18 protein-coding genes, 4 pseudogenes and 1 other annotated feature are annotated in these 18,935 nt (G+C 39.2%); of the genes and pseudogenes, 18 read left to right on the top strand and 4 right to left on the bottom strand.

Annotated features, from left to right (window positions below; translation table 11 throughout):
- The first annotated feature begins 98 nt into the window (after positions 1-98).
- The gene (locus tag HLH14_RS12885; RefSeq protein ID WP_323127622.1) at positions 99-1,238 is read left to right on the top strand and encodes a GGDEF domain-containing protein; all 1,140 of its coding nucleotides are present in this window, start codon (positions 99-101) and stop codon (positions 1,236-1,238) included.
- A 751-nt stretch (positions 1,239-1,989) separates the two neighbouring features.
- On the opposite strand, the gene HLH14_RS12880 is transcribed toward HLH14_RS12885, so the two are convergent.
- Together HLH14_RS12880 and HLH14_RS12875 are read right to left on the bottom strand one after the other, a co-directional pair.
- On the bottom strand, positions 1,990-2,202 hold the full coding sequence (locus HLH14_RS12880; RefSeq protein WP_171533207.1) for a hypothetical protein: 213 nt from the start codon (positions 2,200-2,202) through the stop codon (positions 1,990-1,992).
- 308 nt (positions 2,203-2,510) lie between these two features.
- Positions 2,511-3,563 (bottom strand): annotated as a pseudogene (locus HLH14_RS12875) (RNA-guided endonuclease InsQ/TnpB family protein).
- Positions 3,564-3,801: 238 nt separating this feature from the next.
- Here HLH14_RS12875 and HLH14_RS12870 point away from each other — a divergent pair.
- Positions 3,802-4,164 (top strand): YidH family protein, encoded by a 363-nt coding sequence (locus tag HLH14_RS12870; protein WP_131292474.1) that lies wholly within the window; start codon positions 3,802-3,804, stop codon positions 4,162-4,164.
- A gap of 4 nt (positions 4,165-4,168) precedes the next feature.
- On the opposite strand, the gene HLH14_RS12865 is transcribed toward HLH14_RS12870, so the two are convergent.
- Positions 4,169-4,480, bottom strand: a complete 312-nt coding sequence (locus HLH14_RS12865) for an ArsR/SmtB family transcription factor (protein WP_131292471.1) — start codon at positions 4,478-4,480, stop codon at positions 4,169-4,171.
- Positions 4,481-4,591: 111 nt separating this feature from the next.
- On the opposite strand from HLH14_RS12865, the gene HLH14_RS12860 reads away from it, so the two are divergent.
- The 16 genes and pseudogenes from HLH14_RS12860 (at position 4,592) to HLH14_RS12780 (ending at position 18,795) form a co-directional block, all read left to right on the top strand.
- Positions 4,592-5,008, top strand: a complete 417-nt coding sequence (locus tag HLH14_RS12860; RefSeq protein WP_171533206.1) for a YeeE/YedE family protein — start codon at positions 4,592-4,594, stop codon at positions 5,006-5,008.
- Positions 5,009-5,425, top strand: a complete 417-nt coding sequence (locus HLH14_RS12855) for a YeeE/YedE family protein (RefSeq protein WP_171533205.1) — start codon at positions 5,009-5,011, stop codon at positions 5,423-5,425.
- Between the two features lie 2 nt (positions 5,426-5,427).
- Entirely contained in the window at positions 5,428-6,300 is an 873-nt protein-coding gene (locus HLH14_RS12850) for an MBL fold metallo-hydrolase (protein ID WP_171533204.1), read from the top strand.
- A gap of 71 nt (positions 6,301-6,371) precedes the next feature.
- A complete protein-coding gene (locus HLH14_RS12845; protein ID WP_171533203.1) occupies positions 6,372-7,154 on the top strand; it encodes a sulfite exporter TauE/SafE family protein in 783 nt (260 codons plus the stop codon).
- Between the two features lie 265 nt (positions 7,155-7,419).
- Positions 7,420-7,815 carry a rhodanese-like domain-containing protein gene (locus tag HLH14_RS12840; protein WP_171533212.1) on the top strand — a complete coding sequence of 132 codons (396 nt, stop codon included), beginning with the start codon at positions 7,420-7,422 and terminating at the stop codon, positions 7,813-7,815.
- Positions 7,816-7,868: 53 nt separating this feature from the next.
- On the top strand, positions 7,869-8,204 hold the full coding sequence (locus HLH14_RS12835) for a carboxymuconolactone decarboxylase family protein (protein WP_171533202.1): 336 nt from the start codon (positions 7,869-7,871) through the stop codon (positions 8,202-8,204).
- Positions 8,205-8,233: 29 nt separating this feature from the next.
- A complete protein-coding gene (locus HLH14_RS12830; RefSeq protein WP_171533201.1) occupies positions 8,234-8,407 on the top strand; it encodes a hypothetical protein in 174 nt (57 codons plus the stop codon).
- 81 nt (positions 8,408-8,488) lie between these two features.
- A complete protein-coding gene (locus HLH14_RS12825; RefSeq protein WP_171533200.1) occupies positions 8,489-9,112 on the top strand; it encodes a class I SAM-dependent methyltransferase in 624 nt (207 codons plus the stop codon).
- Between the two features lie 1,442 nt (positions 9,113-10,554).
- The gene (locus HLH14_RS12820; protein WP_235940512.1) at positions 10,555-10,917 is read left to right on the top strand and encodes a transposase family protein; all 363 of its coding nucleotides are present in this window, start codon (positions 10,555-10,557) and stop codon (positions 10,915-10,917) included.
- Positions 10,918-11,207: 290 nt separating this feature from the next.
- The gene (locus tag HLH14_RS12810; protein ID WP_171533199.1) at positions 11,208-13,085 is read left to right on the top strand and encodes a potassium transporter Kup; all 1,878 of its coding nucleotides are present in this window, start codon (positions 11,208-11,210) and stop codon (positions 13,083-13,085) included.
- A gap of 681 nt (positions 13,086-13,766) precedes the next feature.
- A pseudogene (locus HLH14_RS12805) lies at positions 13,767-14,480 on the top strand (IS6 family transposase).
- 243 nt (positions 14,481-14,723) lie between these two features.
- Positions 14,724-16,055, top strand: coding sequence for a PQQ-dependent sugar dehydrogenase (locus HLH14_RS12800; protein WP_171533211.1), 1,332 nt, complete (start codon positions 14,724-14,726; stop codon positions 16,053-16,055).
- 305 nt (positions 16,056-16,360) lie between these two features.
- Positions 16,361-17,594: pseudogene (locus tag HLH14_RS12795) on the top strand (IS3 family transposase).
- Positions 16,636-16,752, top strand: a sequence feature (AL1L pseudoknot). Its footprint overlaps the pseudogene before it by 117 nt.
- A gap of 214 nt (positions 17,595-17,808) precedes the next feature.
- A pseudogene (locus tag HLH14_RS12790) lies at positions 17,809-18,131 on the top strand (transcriptional regulator).
- On the top strand, positions 18,112-18,426 hold the full coding sequence (locus HLH14_RS12785; RefSeq protein ID WP_171533198.1) for a helix-turn-helix domain-containing protein: 315 nt from the start codon (positions 18,112-18,114) through the stop codon (positions 18,424-18,426). Before HLH14_RS12790 ends, HLH14_RS12785 begins: the two are co-directional and overlap by 20 nt.
- A 54-nt stretch (positions 18,427-18,480) precedes the next feature.
- On the top strand, positions 18,481-18,795 hold the full coding sequence (locus HLH14_RS12780; protein WP_067724399.1) for a hypothetical protein: 315 nt from the start codon (positions 18,481-18,483) through the stop codon (positions 18,793-18,795).
- A gap of 65 nt (positions 18,796-18,860) precedes the next feature.
- Here HLH14_RS12780 and HLH14_RS16215 read toward each other — a convergent pair.
- Positions 18,861-18,935 (bottom strand): IS3 family transposase (locus HLH14_RS16215; protein WP_171533083.1); only part of this gene is annotated, 75 nt, incomplete at its 5' end.

The following is an 18,935-nucleotide window of genomic DNA, read 5'->3' as shown; positions in this document are numbered from 1 at the left end:
TATGAAAGATTTTTATTATTAAAAATAAATAATTATTGATTAATTTTAGCTAAACAATTTAGAATGAAAATCACACAGCTCTAGGTGTCATTCAGTACGTGAATCTGCCAGATACCCAGTATTTTTTGTTAGTTTACCCAATTTGCTTAATTCTCATTGGTGCTGTTTTTATTGCTGCTCATCTATGGTTTAAAGCGCCCAAATATTTATTGTGGATGGGGCTGGGTTGTATTTTGCCATCAGTAGCATTAGGTGCACAGACACTAATGACAAATGCACAGCTGAGGCTGACTGCGCCATGGTTTGCACTTTTTTATTTAGGTGGAGCTTGGGCAGTTGTGCATGGAATGTTCTTAAAAGCCAATTCAAAATCAAATATATTTGTAGCCACCACTTTGATTGTAGTGGGTATGGCTTTGCTTTTATATTTTACGCATTTTGATGAGAAGTTATGGCTACGAATAGTAATCATTAATATTGTGATTTTATGCTTAGAAGTTTTAGCACTTCCAAAAGCATATGATTTATTTAAAAAAACCTACGCCTTAGAAAAGCTTTTATGTTTGAGTTATGTTCTCTTATTTACTTATGGTGTTATTAGAACTTTAATTGTCATCGTATACCTTCAAAATGTGCAATCTGTAAACTTAGTAACAACCGAATGGTGGATGATGATGGTTTCTGTAAATCTTCTCCTCAGCTTGTGGTTTGCAATTATAGTTTCAACTGTAGCGGTAAAAGAAAGGTTTGATATCATTAACGAAGAAAGATTGAGAGATTCTTTAACCAAGCTGTATAACCGTAATGGTTTTTTAGAAAAAACCAAAGACTTGTTTAATGAATTGCAGCACGGTCAAGTTTATCTGGTGATGTGTGATATTGATAATTTTAAGGATATAAATGATACATGGGGGCATGTGGTCGGGGATAAAATCTTATGTGAAATTGCGGATCTATTAAAATCTAACATTCGGCAAGGTGATATTGCCGGCAGATTTGGCGGAGAAGAATTCATTATATTACTGCAAAGTGCAGATGAAGAATCTTCATTCGCTTTGCTTGAACGCTTACGCAAAAAAATTGAAGATCACCTTTTTATTAATCACATTCGAATTACTGCAAGTTTTGGGGCAGCCAGAATAGATGCAGATTCCAAGTTAATGAGTGCTCTAGAAATAGCAGATAAACGTTTATACAATGCTAAAAATAATGGCCGAAATAGAGTTTGTTTTAATTAATTTTTTTTAAAACAGATGAATTTAGGTTGAACTTTTTAGATTGTGTGAAATAGGGGTATTTTAACTCAAATTGAATTGTTTAATTGATGGTAAGCATACGGTGAAGATCACTTTTCTTGTGAGCTAAACATCTTCCCATACTCTCCATTATTAAACTGAATGGAATCGATCCATACGTCTATTTAAGGGATTTACTGAAAATCCTGCCAACCTAGAAAATGAGCCAGATTGATAGCTTTATTGGTGAGAATATAGATACTTTAAATGGGTTCTAACATCAAAAAAATAGGATTAAATTTCAAAAACTTATGCTATAAAAAATGGGCGAAAACCCTCAAATCGGATTTTAAAACCACTTTTGACATCTTTTGCCTAGGTTACAAGGCTTCTGGATCTGAAAAGATCCACAATTTCTGCGGATAACGATAGGACAAATTTTAGGCAGCGTTGTACGCTTTGGCTCACACGAATCTCGGCCCTTTGCTGCTGGTTGAGATATGAGAAATTTCCTATGATGAAGCCATAGAGAACAGGATGTTCCAAATAACAAGAATAATAAAGATCGCATAAGGATTGGCAGGTACGACAGGAGTTATATCAAGCGAACCCAATATGAAAAACCCTGGCAGGATGCCGGGGTTTTTTATTGCCTATATTTTTGCTTTAAATGAGGTTATATGAACGTTAGGAAGTGAATTAGAGTCACGGCTGAGCCAATAGGATAATTACCGATTTACAAATATGCTTATAACTAAGATTTAGTTAAGTGCTTTTTGATTTTATCAACCATTTTTTGGGCAGTCTTATGGTCATTAAAATCAATATTTATAATTCCTTTATTTCCCTGATTATTTGGTAAGCTTTTAACAATTAGTGAAAAATTGTCCGTTTCATTGGTAACGATTTCTACTGAAACAATATAAGCAGTATTAAGGAAAAAATCTTTTTTTAGTTCAATGAGCATTTTTATTCTCGAGAAAAATTTTAAGAAATCTTTATAACATATTAATTCAAAAAAGATTAATTTATGATCTATTTCAACAATTCATGACTCTTCAATGCTAAAAAGTCTACCTTTTACCGAGTTTGAGAATTTTATAACCAATTAGTAAAACATTAAGAATTCATATAAATTATTATGGAGATGTTAAATTTATGTTTTTTAGGTCAAGCTATGGAAAGAACTATAATTATTGTAATCTTAGCTATTATTGCAGTTCTACTGATCATCTTCTATAACAAGAAAAAGTGAGATTTGACATCCTCACCTCCCTAAATGGAGGTGATTCCTACTGCTAGACGCTTATGCCCAAGCGCGAGTATGTTCTTAGCGGAATTTAAATCGCGATGATTTAGGCTTCCGCATTCACATTCACATACTCTTATTCGCAAATCTGCTCTACCTTTCGGACTGCTTGCAGTGATCTCACCACAGCTCGAACAGATTTATCTCTCGCTGACTTCTTCAAACAATATCCCTGCGTTCTCGCATTTATACTTGAGCATTGTTTTTAGTGCTGAAAAACTTGTATCTAAAACAGACTTAGCCATCTTGGTTTTAACCAGTTTTTTCGCACTCAGATCGCCAACGACAATTAATGCATTTTCCCTAACCAGTTGGTTGCTGGCTTTGTGCAAATGATCTTTACGACAATTTGCAATCTTGGCGTGTAATGCACGTACACGTTTTTTATTCTTTGCTCGTTGAGCAATCCCTAGTTTCTTCTTATATTTCCGATAGAACTTAGGATTTGAAATGACTGTACCATCAGAACAGGTTGCAACGTCCTTTAAGCCAAGATCAATACCTATGGCTTTAGTTGCTGTTGATTGCTTGATTTTAAGGCTGTCCACGACCAGGCAGACATACCAACGCCCACGACTGTCCTCTACCAATGAGCCTGTTTTAATTTGATACTTGCTTAAACCGTAGCTATCCCAAAGACCAAACCACTGCTTTCGATATTGAATCTGTCCATTATTATACTTGATGCAAGTTTTTTTGAATGGAATCCATCCCAAAGAACGTCTTGCTGATTTTCTATTACTAACACGCCATTTTAATTTAGCTTTTTTGAACTGCTTTCTACGAGTAACAAATTCTTCTGTTATAGCTTGTATTGTATTACTGTTTAAGTTGATGCCAGCTTTTGAAGCACCAGCAGTATATTGCGACATATCAAATGCAGAGAAAAATTGTTGCTTTCTCTGGAGGTGTTTAAAACTTAAATCATTTACATAATTCCAAACAAAATTCACCTGAGATGCGAGTTCGTTTAGCATTTTTGAGTGTTTGTCTTTTATGCGGATTTTAAGGGTTTTCATGCATCAATATTAACTCATACAGGGATTGTTTATTTCTAAATATTATAGGATTGCGTCAATTTGTGACGCATGGCTTGCACCAGTCGCTTACCTCCTTGCCCTGAACGGCAAGGTTTCACGCTCCACATGATGAAATAGGGCATCAAGAACTGCTAGAGCTATAGTTGTGGACATTGAAGACTATTTGTCCAAGAGTTAAAAATAATCAACAGTGACTATTAAATTATAAGGGAAAGATATGTCAAATCTCGAAGATCCACGGGTCTTGTTTGCTCTGGAGCGCACAGCATTGGCATGGAACCGGAGTGGTTTAGCCCTGATTGCCTTTGGTTTTGTAATTGAAAAATCAAATCTACTCATTCAGTTGGTAGATCCTGTGAAGTACCAACATAAGATTGTATATAGTCACTGGTTGGGTATTGTGGTGATTGTCTTTGGTATGCTGATTAATCTGGCATCGATTCGGCAATACCGTACCGGACTGAAATCATTAACCCAGACAGAGTTTTTGCCTGATTATCACACCCAGCATCCCGTTTGGCTCAATCTATTTACCTTGCTGACGGGGCTTCTGCTGATCATTTCTTTTTGGATACATTGATTGTTTAAACTCCACAATACAGTTGATACAACGTTTGCATAAGAGCAAGTACTTTAGGATCAGAGACCTGATAGAAAATTTGTTTACCTTCACGACGAGTGCTGACCATGTCTGCTTTTCTCAGTACAGTCAATTGTTGTGACAAGGTAGGTTGCTGGATATCAGTGCGTAGTTCAATTTGCTGTACATTGAGCTCACCTTCAACCAGGACACACAGAATTTTAAGACGATCCGGGTTTGACAAAACTTTCAGACAATCACTGACAAGATCGACTTGTGCAAAGTCTATTCGCGCTTTTAACTGAGCAGTGTTCATGAATGCGTCCTAATAACCAATAATGAGATACAAAATAATCAGTACTTCTGCTTGAATATTTTTATTTATTATATAATATAAAATTATATATTGTAAATGAGTAGATTTACTATGCATGATTTTCTCATCGCATTTTTAGGTGGATTATTGCTTGGCGTAGCTGTGGTCGGTTACCTGTATGTGCATGGTCGTATCGCAGGCATCAGTGGCTTAATCGGACAGGTGCTGAATCCTAAAACGATGTTTAAAACACCTGCGATCTGGTTCATGGCGGGCTTAATCACGGTGCCATTTATCTATGGACTGTTTGTTCAGCCAAAAATTGAATTGAATGCGAGTCCGCTGATGATGATGGTTGCAGGTCTCTTGGTCGGCTTTGGTACACGCTTAGGTTCAGGCTGTACCAGTGGTCATGGCATTTGCGGGATGAGCCGTTTATCTAAACGTTCCATCGTGGCCACCATGAGTTTCATGTTTGCCGGTTTCGTCACTGTTTATATGATTCGCCATATTACAGGAGCTTTCTAAATGAAAAATTTGCTCGCTTTCATTTTCGGTGGTTTGTTTTCTGTAGGGCTGATGCTATCCGGTATGTCGAATCCGGAAAAAGTGCTGGATTTCCTGGATCTGTTTGGTGATTGGGATGCCAGTCTGGCCTTTGTCATGATGGGTGCAATTGCCGTGGCATTTATTCCCTTTCAAAAAGCCATGCGTTCTGCAGCACCGAAAACTGTATTTAATGAACCTATTTTATTGCCCACCAGTCAAAAACTTGACCCACGTTTAATCATTGGCAGCCTGTTGTTTGGTATCGGCTGGGGGATTGCTGGGGTATGTCCAGCACCAAGTTTCACCTTGATCGGCCTAGGGCATTACCAGGTCTTCTATTTTATTATCGCGATGTTGATTGGCGTATTGCTGCACCGTAAATGGGCTGGAGAATAATCATGGCAAAACACCCACTGGTACAGGATTTTTTTGACGAGGCGACCAATACCTTCAGTTACGTGGTATCCGATCCAATTACAAAGCGCTGTGCCATCATTGACAGTGTACTGGATTATGATGCGGCATCTGCAACCACTTCAACCACACAGGCCGATCGTATCATTGCCTATGTCAAAGCACAGGCTTTAGAAGTGGAATGGATTTTGGAAACCCATGTTCATGCAGATCATCTGACTGCAGCCCAATATCTGAAACAGGAACTGGGCGGAAAAATTGCAATTAGCCAGAAAATTGCTGTGGTGCAGCAGACCTTTGCTGCAATCTATCATCTGGATCTCAAGCAGGTGAATGCTAATCAGCCATTCGATCATTTATTTGAAGATGGCGAACATTTCAAAATCGGTGAGCTGGATGTTTATAACATAGCAACACCGGGGCATACGCCTGCTTGCCTGAGCTATGTGGTTGAAGATGCCGTTTTTGTCGGCGACACGCTGTTTATGCCGGACTATGGTACAGCACGTTGTGATTTTCCAAAGGGCAGTGCACCTGTCCTGTATGACTCAGTACAGAAGCTGTTTGAACTACCAGAGGATACACGGATCTTCCTGTGCCATGATTATCTGCCCGAGTCACGTCATGAATATCAGTGTGAAACCACTGTTCAGATGCAGAAACAGCATAATATTCATGTGCATAGCGGGGTCAGTAAAGCAGATTTTGTAGCAATGCGTCAGCAGCGTGATGCCGGACTGAGTATGCCGAAGCTGATCCTGCCTTCCATTCAGATCAACATGAAAGGTGGGCAGTTTCCAACACCAGAAGAGAATGGGGTTTCTTATTTAAAACTTCCACTCAATTACTTCAAATAGGCATGTTTCAAGATTAAACAAAAAGTTTGGTCTTTTGTTTAATTACTTGAGCAAAGAGAGGAACAGTGGCTATGTGGGTGTTAATACTGGAAGGGTTGGCGATTGGTGGCTTGCTGGGTTTAACCGGTGCTGGTGGCGGCATCCTGGCTGTACCGGCACTGATGGCGAGTCAGGGTTGGACCGTGGCACAGGCTGCGCCTGTGGGCTTGCTGGCAGTGACTCTGTCCGCCTTGGTTGGAACGTTCGAGGGTTTATTCAAGCGTATTGTACGTTATCGCGCTGCACTCTGGATTGCCCTGATCAGTATTCCTTCAGCACGCTATGGCGTGCATCTGGCTGGTATTGTTTCTCCAGTCTGGCTGACGCTGGCTTTCAGTCTGGTGATGCTGTTCGTCGCCTACCGGATCTTCTTTAATAAAGTCCATGATCATGAAAATGCACTGTGCAAGGTCAATCAAACGACTGGTCGCCTGATCTGGAATGTGAAAACGGCCTCGTCCCTCGCTGGTATTGGGGTGGTGGCCGGTTTATTGACCGGTTTGCTTGGAGTGGGCGGTGGTTTTGTGATTGTCCCAGCACTGCGCAAAGTGACAGACCTCGATATACGCAGTATCGTCGCGACTTCCCTGATGATTATTTTCCTGATTGGCGGTGTCAGTATTACTGCACACGTGCTGGATGGTTTTCAATATCCAGTTTCGGTCACGCTGACTTTTGTTCTGGCCTGTATTGTGGGGATGTTGATTGGACGCAGTCTGATGCACCGGATTGAAAGTAATAGGGTACAGAAAATTTTTGCCACCACTGTGATTGGGGTGGCTGTGTATTTAATTTATTCAGCACTCATGGGCTAGTCCCGTGAAATATTTTTACAGATAAAGATAGAAGGTCAGATTCTGGATGACAGATGAATAGCCTGTTTTTCTGTCATTTGAATGAATATCCAACAGGTGTAGAGTCTGAAATGACTTTAGCAAATAGACTGTTTGCAATAGCGTGATTGCTGCAACAGTGCTGAAACAGCCGCGGTGGGAGCTTGCAACAAAGAGCTTTTAATCTACTTAATGATAGTTTGTAAAATATAAATATGATCTTGATGAGCGAGGAAGAATGAAAATGATGAAAACTGCAGAGCAATTGATCCAGAATGCAAAAAGCCGGATTCAGGAAGTGAGCGTAGATGAACTGTTTGAGGCGCTGAAAAACCATAAAACAATCCTGATTGATGTTCGGGAACCGGATGAATTTCAGGTGGCAGCGATAGACAGGGTGGTTAATTATCCTCGTGGTGTTTTAGAAATGAGAATTCACCAGCATCCTTTGGTTAGCCATCATTGCGATACCATGCAGGCACTGGAACATCTTAAAGATCAGCCGATCTATTTAATCTGTGGCACGGGTGGCCGTTCAGCATTGGCAACAGATACATTACAAAATATGGGATTTACCCAGGTGAAGTCTGTTCAGGGCGGCTATCAGGCTTGGCTGGAACAAGGCTATCCGGTAGAAAAATAAGCTGTTGAAATACAGAAAATCTTATTGTTGATTTCTTAATTTGAGGGAACATTATGAAATACAAAGAATTAACCCAAAACATTTCAGGCAGTTTAAGAACCTTAACTCAGGATTCACCTGATTTAATGAAAAGTTTCAATCAGTTGTCCCAGACCGCTATGCGCGATGGCGTGATTGATCCCAAAACCAAGGAGCTGATTGCCTTGGCGATTGGTGTGGCGGCGCGTTGTGATGGTTGTATCGGCTTTCATGTCAGGACATTAGTAAAAATGGGCATGACCCTGCAGGAACTGGAAGAGGTTTTAGGCGTTGCGGTATATATGGGTGGTGGACCTTCATTGATGTATGCGGCAAATGCACTGGATGCTTTTAAAGAGTTTTCCAGCTGATTTGATAGCGTATCAATGGATTGAGGAAAATGAGTCAGCACTGGAATGAATTATATGCACAGATGCAGGATCTATATGGCACAGCAGCTAATCTGTTTATCCAGGAGATTGCGGACAAAATCCGGATAGAAAGTAAAACACTGGCAATTGCTGAAGGAGAAGGGTGGAATATCCTGTATCTGGCTGAGCGGGCAAGACAGTAGAATTATCCTTTTTCGGCGGAAGTCTGGGATTATTCCAGTGCGTTCACTATTCGTGCGTAATTGAAAGTGGAACTAAATGATATGAATCAGAGTCATTGGGAAAATGTTTACCAAACGAAAGATATTGATCAGGTCAGTTGGTATCAGGAACAAGATCAAAAAACATTAGAGTTAATCAAATCTCAAAATCTACAGCTAAGCCAAAATATTATTGATGTTGGTAGTGGTGCTTCTATTCTTATAGACCAGCTCCTTGAGGCAGGTTACAGAAATCTTTATGTTCTTGATTTGTCAAAGACAGCATTACAAAAGACAAAATTGAGAGTTTCTGAGAAAGGACTTGATTTAGGAAATGTCACTTGGCTGGAGGATGATGTTTGTACTGCTCATTTACCGCAGCAATATTTTGATCTTTGGCATGATCGAGCTGTATTTCACTTTATGGTTAGTGAACCGCAGCAAGAGCAATATATTGAAAATATGAAAGGGGCATTAAAAGCAGGTGGGCTTTTGATTATGTCTACTTTTGCTGAAGATGGTCCTACTCAATGTAGCGGTTTACCAGTTCAACGCTATAGCATAGCGCAGCTTAAGCAGAGGTTGGGTGACGATTTTAGATTAGTACATTATGACCATGACCTTCATATCACGCCATGGCAAACCCAGCAAAATTTTTTAAATAGTGTATGGGTATTTAAAGGCTAAAATTATTAAAGAGACCTCTTTCATAAATCAAAAATTGATCTTCTGTCTGGTTGATGTTTGGACTTTGTCATAAATTTTAGGTGCTATATTTTATTCATTTCAAAAAAAATAACATGCTAAAAAGAACTAAAGGGTACTCAAATAGTGGCCCGCTTAATACCACCCCCGCTTAAGCGAGCTTTTTAAATTGAATTTAAAAGTAATGTTTTGCCAGTGATTGAAAATTAATTGTATATAGAATACGCGCCATAGAATCTATCGCTGTAGTTTCTGATTTTTTAGTTTTGCCTCCCACCCTCGGGAGGTATTTTTTTTGCCGGAAATAAAAGAGACATACATGCTCCAATTCTTAATGTGCTTATTTGGCTTACATGGTGTCACTGAATTCGATTACACGGTTGAGGATGGAGAAATCAAAATGTGCCGGGATTGTTTGAGGCAAGTTAATTAACAACCAATCAAAAAAATACGATTAATTGTAATAATATTTTTTTGTTTTCATAATGTTGAAATGATTTGATTATATATTGAGTGAAAACAAAGAATAACTGAAAAAATTCTAAAGTTTCGGCGCAAATCAAAACTGTTTAATTTGGGAGAGTTAAACAGTTTTTTTTTATTGAAAGATATTTGTATTTTCTTCCCTGTCGAACGTATTACGACATATAACCCCTTCATTAACTTGTCGGGGTTTTTCTTTTCTTATTGGTGGTAAATATGCGAATGAGACGTTTAGGTCTGGCAATCTTAGCTGCCTCAATTGGAAGGGGGTGATGATGGCAAGTAGGGATCGGCTAGCTAATACAACTGGTTTTTTAATGTTCGAATATTTTCATAATTTTTTACTTATTTCATTAAAGTATTGTTGATGAAAATTAGCATCATGAAATATAAAAAAAGAACAATAAAAGCACTAGGGAAATGTAATGGATACACTAGACCTCTTTCATAAATCAAAAAGTGATCTTCTTTTTGACTATTATCTATACCGAAAAATTTACCGTATTCATGCATAATCTGTAGATGAAATACACCGATTCCAAGAAGCTTTCTGATCCTCAGTTCAAGCGATACACAGACATCTCATGGTCAACCTTCTATTTAATGGTTGAGCAATTGAAAAGCATGTCCCTGCCAAAGGCAGACCGCCCAAGTTAAGCCTGGAAGATCAGGTTCTGCTCTGTCTGAGCTATTGGCGGGAATATTCACGTTGCTGCAAGTTACGGGGTTTCAAGGCCCACAGCCTCAAGAATTGTACGTCATGTGGAAGACCGCCTGATTCGGTCCAATCTGTTTAATTTACCCAAAGATTTACCCGAAGGTGAAGGCATAGACTGGAATGTTGTGATCGTGGATGCAACAGAAATTCCAATCCAGAGACCTAAAAACAGAACAAAAGCTATAGCGGCAAGAAAAAGCCCCATACCTTTAAAGTACAGGTCATGATTCACTACAGGACTCGGCAAATTCTGAGTTTATGTACCAGTCGCGGTGCAGTTAAAAGGAACATAAAGCTGATTCCTTCAGGAGCATTAATCCTTGCAGATAAAGGCTATCAGGATATTTATACTTTTCATCCTAATAGTTTGTTGCAGTTAAAAGCCAAAAGAAACTGTAAACTGGATGCTGAATTAAAAGTCTATAACCGGGAAATCAATAAAAGAAAAATCGGCATAGAGCATGTATTTGGCATGCTGAAAACTTTCAAAACACTTGCGGAACGTTACCGAAATAGAGCGAAAATGCTCGGTTTGAGATTCAATTTAATTGCTGAAATTTACAACATGGAACTGAGTAAAAAATGATTTATGAAAGGTCTATGGGAATGTGAAAACTGCTCAAGTGTCCTGAATCGGGACTTGAACAGTGCTAAGAACATACTTGCGCTTGGGCATAAGTGTCTCGCAGGAGGAATCTCCCTCTTTTAAGGGGGAGAGGATGTCAATAAAATCACTTAAATCAGCACTCATATGGTGCGGGCTTACATAGAAAAGCTATTAGATTCTTAAAAGACATCGTTTTTTTAAGTATAAGCAATTTCATGATAACTCTAATGATAAAATTTTAGGCTTATCAGTTTTTTGATTTGCACAATATGCAGAATAAAATCAGTAAGCCGGCAGTACCAGCATTGACGCTAGCTGCATTAGGCGTGGTATTCGGTGATATAGGGACAAGTCCTTTATATGCATTAAAAGAAAGTTTTCACGCAACCCGTGGATTACCGATTAACGAAATTAATATTCTTGGGATTCTGTCCTTAATCTTCTGGACCATTACATTAATTGTTTCTATTAAATATGTATTGGTCATCATGAGAGCAGATAACAATGGTGAAGGGGGAATTATGGCTCTATTGGCCCTAAATCTTCGCCAAGAAGGTCTCTCTCCCCGAAAAAAACTGATCATCATTATCTTAGGTTTTGTGGGCGCATCTTTATTTTTTGGAGATGGCATTATTACTCCGGCAATTTCGGTACTTTCTGCAGTAGAGGGCCTTTCAATTGCCGCGCCAGCTTTTGATCGCTTCGTCATTCCAATCAGTATTGGAATTTTAATCGCACTCTTTGCTGTTCAAAGACATGGTTCTGCGGTAATGGGAAAGTTCTTTGGTCCCATAACACTAATATGGTTTCTTTCTATTGGTGCCATAGGTATCAGTAGTATTATTCAAAGTCCGTTTGTTCTCGCATTACTTAGCCCGCATTGGGCTTTTTTGTTTGTAGTTAATAATCCTGTTATTTCATTTTTCGTGATGGGAGCTGTCGTTCTAACGGTTACAGGTGGAGAAGCCTTATATGCAGATATGGGTCATTTCGGAATTCTACCGATTCGGTTGGGTTGGTTTTTAATTGTTCTCCCCTGTTTAATGCTGAATTATGCAGGACAAGGAGCGTTGCTGTTACGGGATCCAACAACAATCATGAATCCCTTTTACTTGCTTCTCCCTTCAGCTCTTCTATATCCGATGATTATTCTTGCAACCGCAGCCGCAGTAATCGCTTCTCAAGCTTTGATCAGTGGTGTATTTTCCATGGCGAAGCAAGCAATCCAACTGGGATTTTTACCTCGCTTAACAATTTTACATACCTCTGACTCAGAAATTGGGCAAATCTATATTCCATTACTTAATTGGCTGTTATTTATTTCTATTACTATTCTAGTATTAATATTTGAAACTAGTAGTAGTCTAGCAGGAGCATATGGCTTGGCAGTGACAGTGACCATGTTCTGTGACACGTTATTGGTTGCTTTTCTCGCTTACAGTTATTGGAAATGGAAGACATGGAAAGTATTACTTTTTATTATTCCCTTTGTCTTTATCGACTTGATCTTACTGAGTTCTAATCTTCTCAAGGTCTTTATTGGTGGTTGGGTACCGGTATTGATTGCCATGATCGTGTTCACCTTAATGATGACTTGGAAAAAAGGTAGAGAAATTCTTCAAGCAAAATTGCAAAAAGATACGCTCCCGCTTAATACTTTTCTTGAGCATATAGGCAGTACCAGCCAAAATGTTAGCGGGAATGCAGTATTTTTAACGGGCACACCACAAGTCGTACCGCATGCTCTTTTACATAACCTAAAACATAACAAGGTTCTTCATGAACGTAACTTACTGGTAACGATCAGAGTTTCGGAAATTCCTTATGTTGATGAAGAAAATAGGATGGAGACAGAAATACTGGATAAGGGCTTTTATAGAATAGGTCTGAATTATGGTTTTAAAGAAGAACCTGATGTACCTCAGGCGTTAGAGAAAGCTTTCGATACCTTAGGACTGGAATATAATTTAATGGATATAAGTTTCTTTATTTCTAGAGAAAAACTAGTTCCAAGTATGTCGAACAAGATGTCTATATGGCGTGAAAAGCTGTTTGTCGCCATGCAAAAAAATACCAGTCCTGTAAGCGATTTTTATAAAATTCCTTCTAACCGTGTCGTAGAGTTAGGCAGTCAGGTTGAAATTTAAGAAATTCTAATCTTCATTTGGCACCTTTTAAAAGGTGCCTTTTTATTCACTTTAAGAAATCTTTTTCGAAGTCTAAAACAGCGAAAATTCCATTAATGATAATTCCCCCTAAAAATAATAGGATCTGAAAGTAGAATTTTATCTTAAAGTATAGGTAGGAGAATCTGCATGAAAACCTCTAAATTTACTGACCGTCAGATCGTACCCATTTTGAAGCAGGCGAATCTGACACCCCTGCTGCTACTCTTTGCCGTGAACATGGTATTAGCGGTCATCGATATTTGATAAATATTAAAAAAGCCCACCTTCCGATGAGCTTACTATTCAATTTTTCGGCTTCTGCAGTATCAATTAAACATTTGCCCAAATTGGTAAACAACCAATATTTCCAATACGTCTATTAGACCTCTTTCATAAATCAAAAAATGATCTTCTTTTTGATGGATATTTGCATTCCTGATTTCTTAGCATTCGTGCATAATCTGTGGATGAAATACATCGATTCAAACCAGCTTTCTGATCCTCAGTTTAAGCGACATACTGGCATCTCATGGCCAACCTTCTATTTAATGGAAATTGGAAGCCCTCCTTATTGGGATAATATTCTTACTTTTTGAAAGGCACTGTTGCAAATAACCACTCATGGTAAGCTGAATGCTCTTTTAGCTAAAAGTGCAGCATATGAATCCTTTCCATGGTCGGCATTTTCAGGGCGAAATCATTCTTTGGGCTGTGCGCTGGTATTGTAAATATGGCATTAGCTATCGTGAACTGCAGGAAATGCTTGCCGAACGTGGTGTGAATGTTGATCACACGACTATTTATCGTTGGGTTCAACGTTATGCTCCTGAAATAGAAAAAGGCTTACGCTGGTATTGGCGTAATCCTACAGATCTGAGCTCATATCATCTTGATGAAACTTATGGAAAAGTAAATGGACGATGGTCTTATCTGTATCGTGCAGTCGATCAACGTGGCTATACGATTGATTTTTATCTTTCTTCTACACGTAATACCAAATCAGCATATTGTTTTCTTGAAAAAATTTTAAATAATGTGAAGAAGTGGCAAATTCCACGTGTGATCAACACGGATAAAGCCCCAACATATGGAGGCTCTTTGTCAAGGTTAAAACGGGAAGGAAAATGTCCACCAGACCTTGAACACAGGCAGGTTAAGTATAAAAATAACGTGATCGAATGTGATCGAATGTGATCATGGCAAGCTAAAGCGGATTATCAGGGCCACGTTAGGATTCAAATCTATGAAAATGGCTTATGCCACAATCAAAGGTATTGAAGTCATGCGTGCCCTACGTAAAGGACAAGCTTCTTCATTTTATTAGGTCAGCCTCTGGGTGAAGTGTATCTGGTGAATAGAGTTTTCAGTCTCTAAGCACTTTTTAAAGGGAACATCATCGACTCAAATCTCTATTTGCAACAGTGCCATAAATACTCAATTTATTCATTAAAATTAATTTACAAATAAAAATCTCTGACATCCTGCAGGCAACATCCATTTTCCCTGATTATTATTTTTTACTAAAAGACTAAAGCAAGTTATAGATTTATAGGTAACAGTAAGGGTAGGGCTATTGCAATAAAAATAAGGAGAGAAAAGATGTCTGCTCGATTTTTAATGCCTATTTTACTCCCCATAGTGGGCTCTGCCATGGTATTGGTATTAACAGGATGCGCGTCACCCTCCAAATCTCCCATCACAGACAGCTATGGTCCTCAACCTCATCTTCCTGAGCCCAAATCAAGTTTGCTGCCTACGGTGAATATTGCCCCTGCCAAAGGCTGGCCTGCAGGGACGATGCCAATACCTGCTGTGGGTTTAAAAGTACAAGCATTTGCAAAAGAACTTCAGCATCCGCGCTGGCTGCATGTGCTGCCTAATGGGGACGTGCTGGTGGCCGAAACCGATGCTCCGGCTAAACCTGATGACGGCAAAGGCATTAAAGGCAAAATCATGAAACTGATGATGAAGAGGGCAGGTTCGTCGCATCCGAGTGCCAACCGCATTAGCTTGCTCCGTGATAGCAATGGTGATGGCGTGGCTGATCAAAAAACCGTATTTCTACAAAATCTAAACTCTCCGTTTGGCATGGCACTGATGGGTAATATGCTGTATGTAGCCAATACAGACTCCCTCATGCGCTTTCCTTACCAAAAAGGTATAACTCAAATTACAGCAAGTGACACCAAAGTGTTGGACTTACCGGGTGGCACGCTAAACCATCATTGGACCAAAAATGTCATTGCCAATCCTGCAGGCAGCAAGCTCTATATTACTGTGGGTTCAAACAGTAACGTGGCTGAAAATGGGTTCGATAAAGAAGTCGGTCGTGCGCTGATTATGGAGTTTGATATTGCCACTGGTAAAGTACGACCATTTGCAACAGGATTACGTAACCCGAATGGTATGGCCTGGCAACCTCAGAGTGGCGCGCTTTGGACGGTGGTGAATGAGCGTGATGAAATTGGTAATGACCTAGTGCCCGACTACCTGACCTCAGTCAAAGACGGTGCTTTTTATGGCTGGCCCTATAGTTATTATGGTCAACATGTGGACACCCGGGTGAAACCGCAAAAACCTGAGCTGGTAGCACGTGCGATTAAGCCTGATTATGCACTTGGCAATCATACCGCATCCTTAGGTTTGGCATTTTATACTGCTCAATTAATGCCACAATATCGCGGTGGTGCGCTGATTGGTCAGCATGGCTCATGGAACCGTAAACCGCATAGTGGTTATAAAGTCATTTTTGTGCCGTTTCAAAATGGCCAACCTTCTGGTCAACCACAAGATGTATTGACTGGCTTTTTAAGCGATCAAGGTGAGGCGTTGGGACGACCTGTCGGTGTAGAAATTGATAGTTCAGGAGCTATTTTGGTCGCTGATGATGTGGGGAATATGATTTGGCGTGTATCTCCAGTGGTACAAAAAATTATGATCGTTCAATGAATAAAGCAGTAAGTGCGGCTTCTGCTAGCCAACAGCCTGTGAGTTCACAACCCACTGCAGAAAAAGCGGCTAGCCCCTAATTGGTTAAACAGTAAATGATAGGTTTTTAATAGCTGAGTCTTTGATGGAAGCCTAGGTCCAAGCAGTATCTTAGTACTTGAAGTTGATTAGGGCGGGTTGAACAAGGATGAAAATAAGAATAGGGAGTCAGGTGTTTTATCCGGGCACTGTTGCAAATAGGGATCTGAGTCGATGTGAACCGTACCGGATTTGTCGGAGACCACTTTTCCTGAGAGAATGTCCCGATGACAAAAGCAAAATATACCCCTGAAATCAGAGATAGAGCGGTTCAATTATTGATTGAATCTGAAAAAGATTATCCTTCTACTTGGGCTGCAATCACAGCAATTGCACCTAAGATTGGCTGTACTCCTGAAACTCTACGTGTTTGGTATCAAAAATATTTAGATAAACAAAACCCAATTAAAGTACAGCAGCTTTCAGACCAAGAACGCATTAAACAACTTGAACGCGAAAATAAAGAACTGCAACGAGCCAATGAAATTCTACACAAAGCAGCCGCTTTTTTCGCCCAGGCGGAGCTCTACCGCCCACACAAATAATGGTGGATTTCATTCATAATAATAAAGACCTATATGGCGTTGATGCGATTTGTAGAATTTTACCGATCGCAGCTTCGACCTATTACCGGACTTTAGATCTCGCGGACAATCCAGAACATCGAACGAAACGAGATTTACATGACTTGCATCATACTGAACAAATTAAACGAATTTGGAAGGAAAGTTCAGGTCGATATGGTGTGCGTAAAGTTTGGCAAAAACTGAAACATGAAGGCTATGTTATTACTCGCTGTACAGTTGCTCGATTGATGCAAAAGCTAGGTATACAGGGCGTTTGGCGTGGTAAGAATAAACAAACTACTCGTAGCCGAGATGACCAAAAACGGGCAGATGATTTAGTGAAACGCAATTTTAGTGCTGATCATCCAGATCAGCTATGGGTCGCTGACTTCACGTATATTCAAACAAATTCAGGCTGGGTTTATGCGGCATTTATCATTGATGTCTTCTCACGTGCCATTGTTGGATGGAAAGTATCGACACGCATGAATACAGATATGGTTCTTGATGCACTCGAGCAAGCTTTACATGATCGAGGCATGCCAAAGAACGTGATTCACCATATGAGGAGCACTGCTCCGCAAGAGGCGTGCAATATCTTTCCATTCGCTATACCAATCGTTTAGAAGCAGCAAATTTACGAGCTTCAGTCGGGACAACGGGTGACTCATACGATAATGCTTTGGCTGAAATGGTGAATGGCTTATACAAAACAGAGGTGATTGAATATTTAAAAGCAGATTGGCAAGGTTTAGCGGATGTACAACTTGCGACACTAAACTGGGTAGATTGGTTCAATAAAGAGCGTGTACATAGTGCACTGGGTTATGTATCACCTTTTGATTTTGAAGCAATGTACTATGATAAAATTAATCCGTTAGGTCAGGTAGCCTAACTTAAACAAAAAGTCTCCGACAAATCCGGTACGGTTCATTCATTCAACATCGCATCACGTAGAATCTTATTTATACGTGTCTGATAGTCTTTCCTTTAGAATTATATAAGAACTTTCCTTATCTATCTCACACACCAAAAATTAAAAATCAATATTTAAAAATCCTACATAGTAGGATAGAATGAATTACTACAAGGTAGTATGAATACAAGCAATGTATACAATATGTGAAACCCCATTATTTACTAAATACTGTCTTGTTTATTGGACTCATGAAGAATACGAAGAATTCAAACATTCTTGGCATTAAATCCTGAAGCAGGAGATGTAGAGCCTAATTCAGGTGGCATTCGTAAAATTCGATGGACTAGCGATGGTAGAGGTAAAAGTGGTGGTGTCAGAGTCATCTACTTTAATCGTTTAACAAATGGAGAGATTTGGTTATTAACCTTGTACAGTAAAAAGCAAACGGTACAGCTTAGTAAGAAAACTCTTCAAGCATTGGTGGAGAAATTAAATGACTCGTTTAATGACTGAAAAAGAACTCGAAGCTTTTGAAGCAACCATAGATATTGAAGCTGAAATATTACAAGGCATAGATGATATGCTTGCTAATAATGCTGCTAAAAGAACTGTGATCACTGAGACCGATGTAGCATTAGCTCGTAGAAAGGCCCAACTGACACAAGAACAGTTTGCTAAGCTTCTGGGTGTTTCAAAACGTACACTTGAATCTTGGGAACAAGGTGCCAGAAGACCTTCAGGAGCAGCAACATCACTTATTAGATTATTTATTGTTGATCCACAATTTGTAAAAGAAAGCCTGGCTTAATTTATATAGCTCTCGATTGAGGGCTATTCGCTATCACTATATTTAAGAATTATTATGAAGCATTTAGGATTCGTAGGAAAAAGTACAGAACATATTGGATATACACATGTTGAAATTATTAACAGCTCTCTCCGACTGTCCTTCAACGTGGCATTAAAGAATAATCCCGAGGAAGTCTTTAGCAAAATGGTAGAAAGTAACTACGATTTATTAATGTCGACCTCATCAGAAATTTCGTTTGAATTAGACAATGAAATAATTGAAAATTTAGAAAAATTAAATAAAAAACAAGGTATTGAGTTGGAAGAGTTTATTCAGGATACGTTGATTCAATTTATCAATCAAAACCAATTAGATACCACCAAGTAATTATCATATTTAGATAATAAAAAACCCCAACATTATGATCTGACCCCCAAAAGTTAGACAGTAAGTTAGGCAATTTCTAAGGACTGATTTCTGTATTCTACAGGGGTCAGTCCTTTCAATTTAACCTTGATTCTTTCATG

It is taken from the genome of Acinetobacter terrae, from assembly GCF_013004375.1.
Taxonomy (GTDB): Bacteria; Pseudomonadota; Gammaproteobacteria; order Pseudomonadales; family Moraxellaceae; genus Acinetobacter; species Acinetobacter terrae.
The sequence above is the reverse complement of the archived record's forward strand: the minus strand, read 5'-3'. Positions and strand labels throughout refer to the sequence as shown.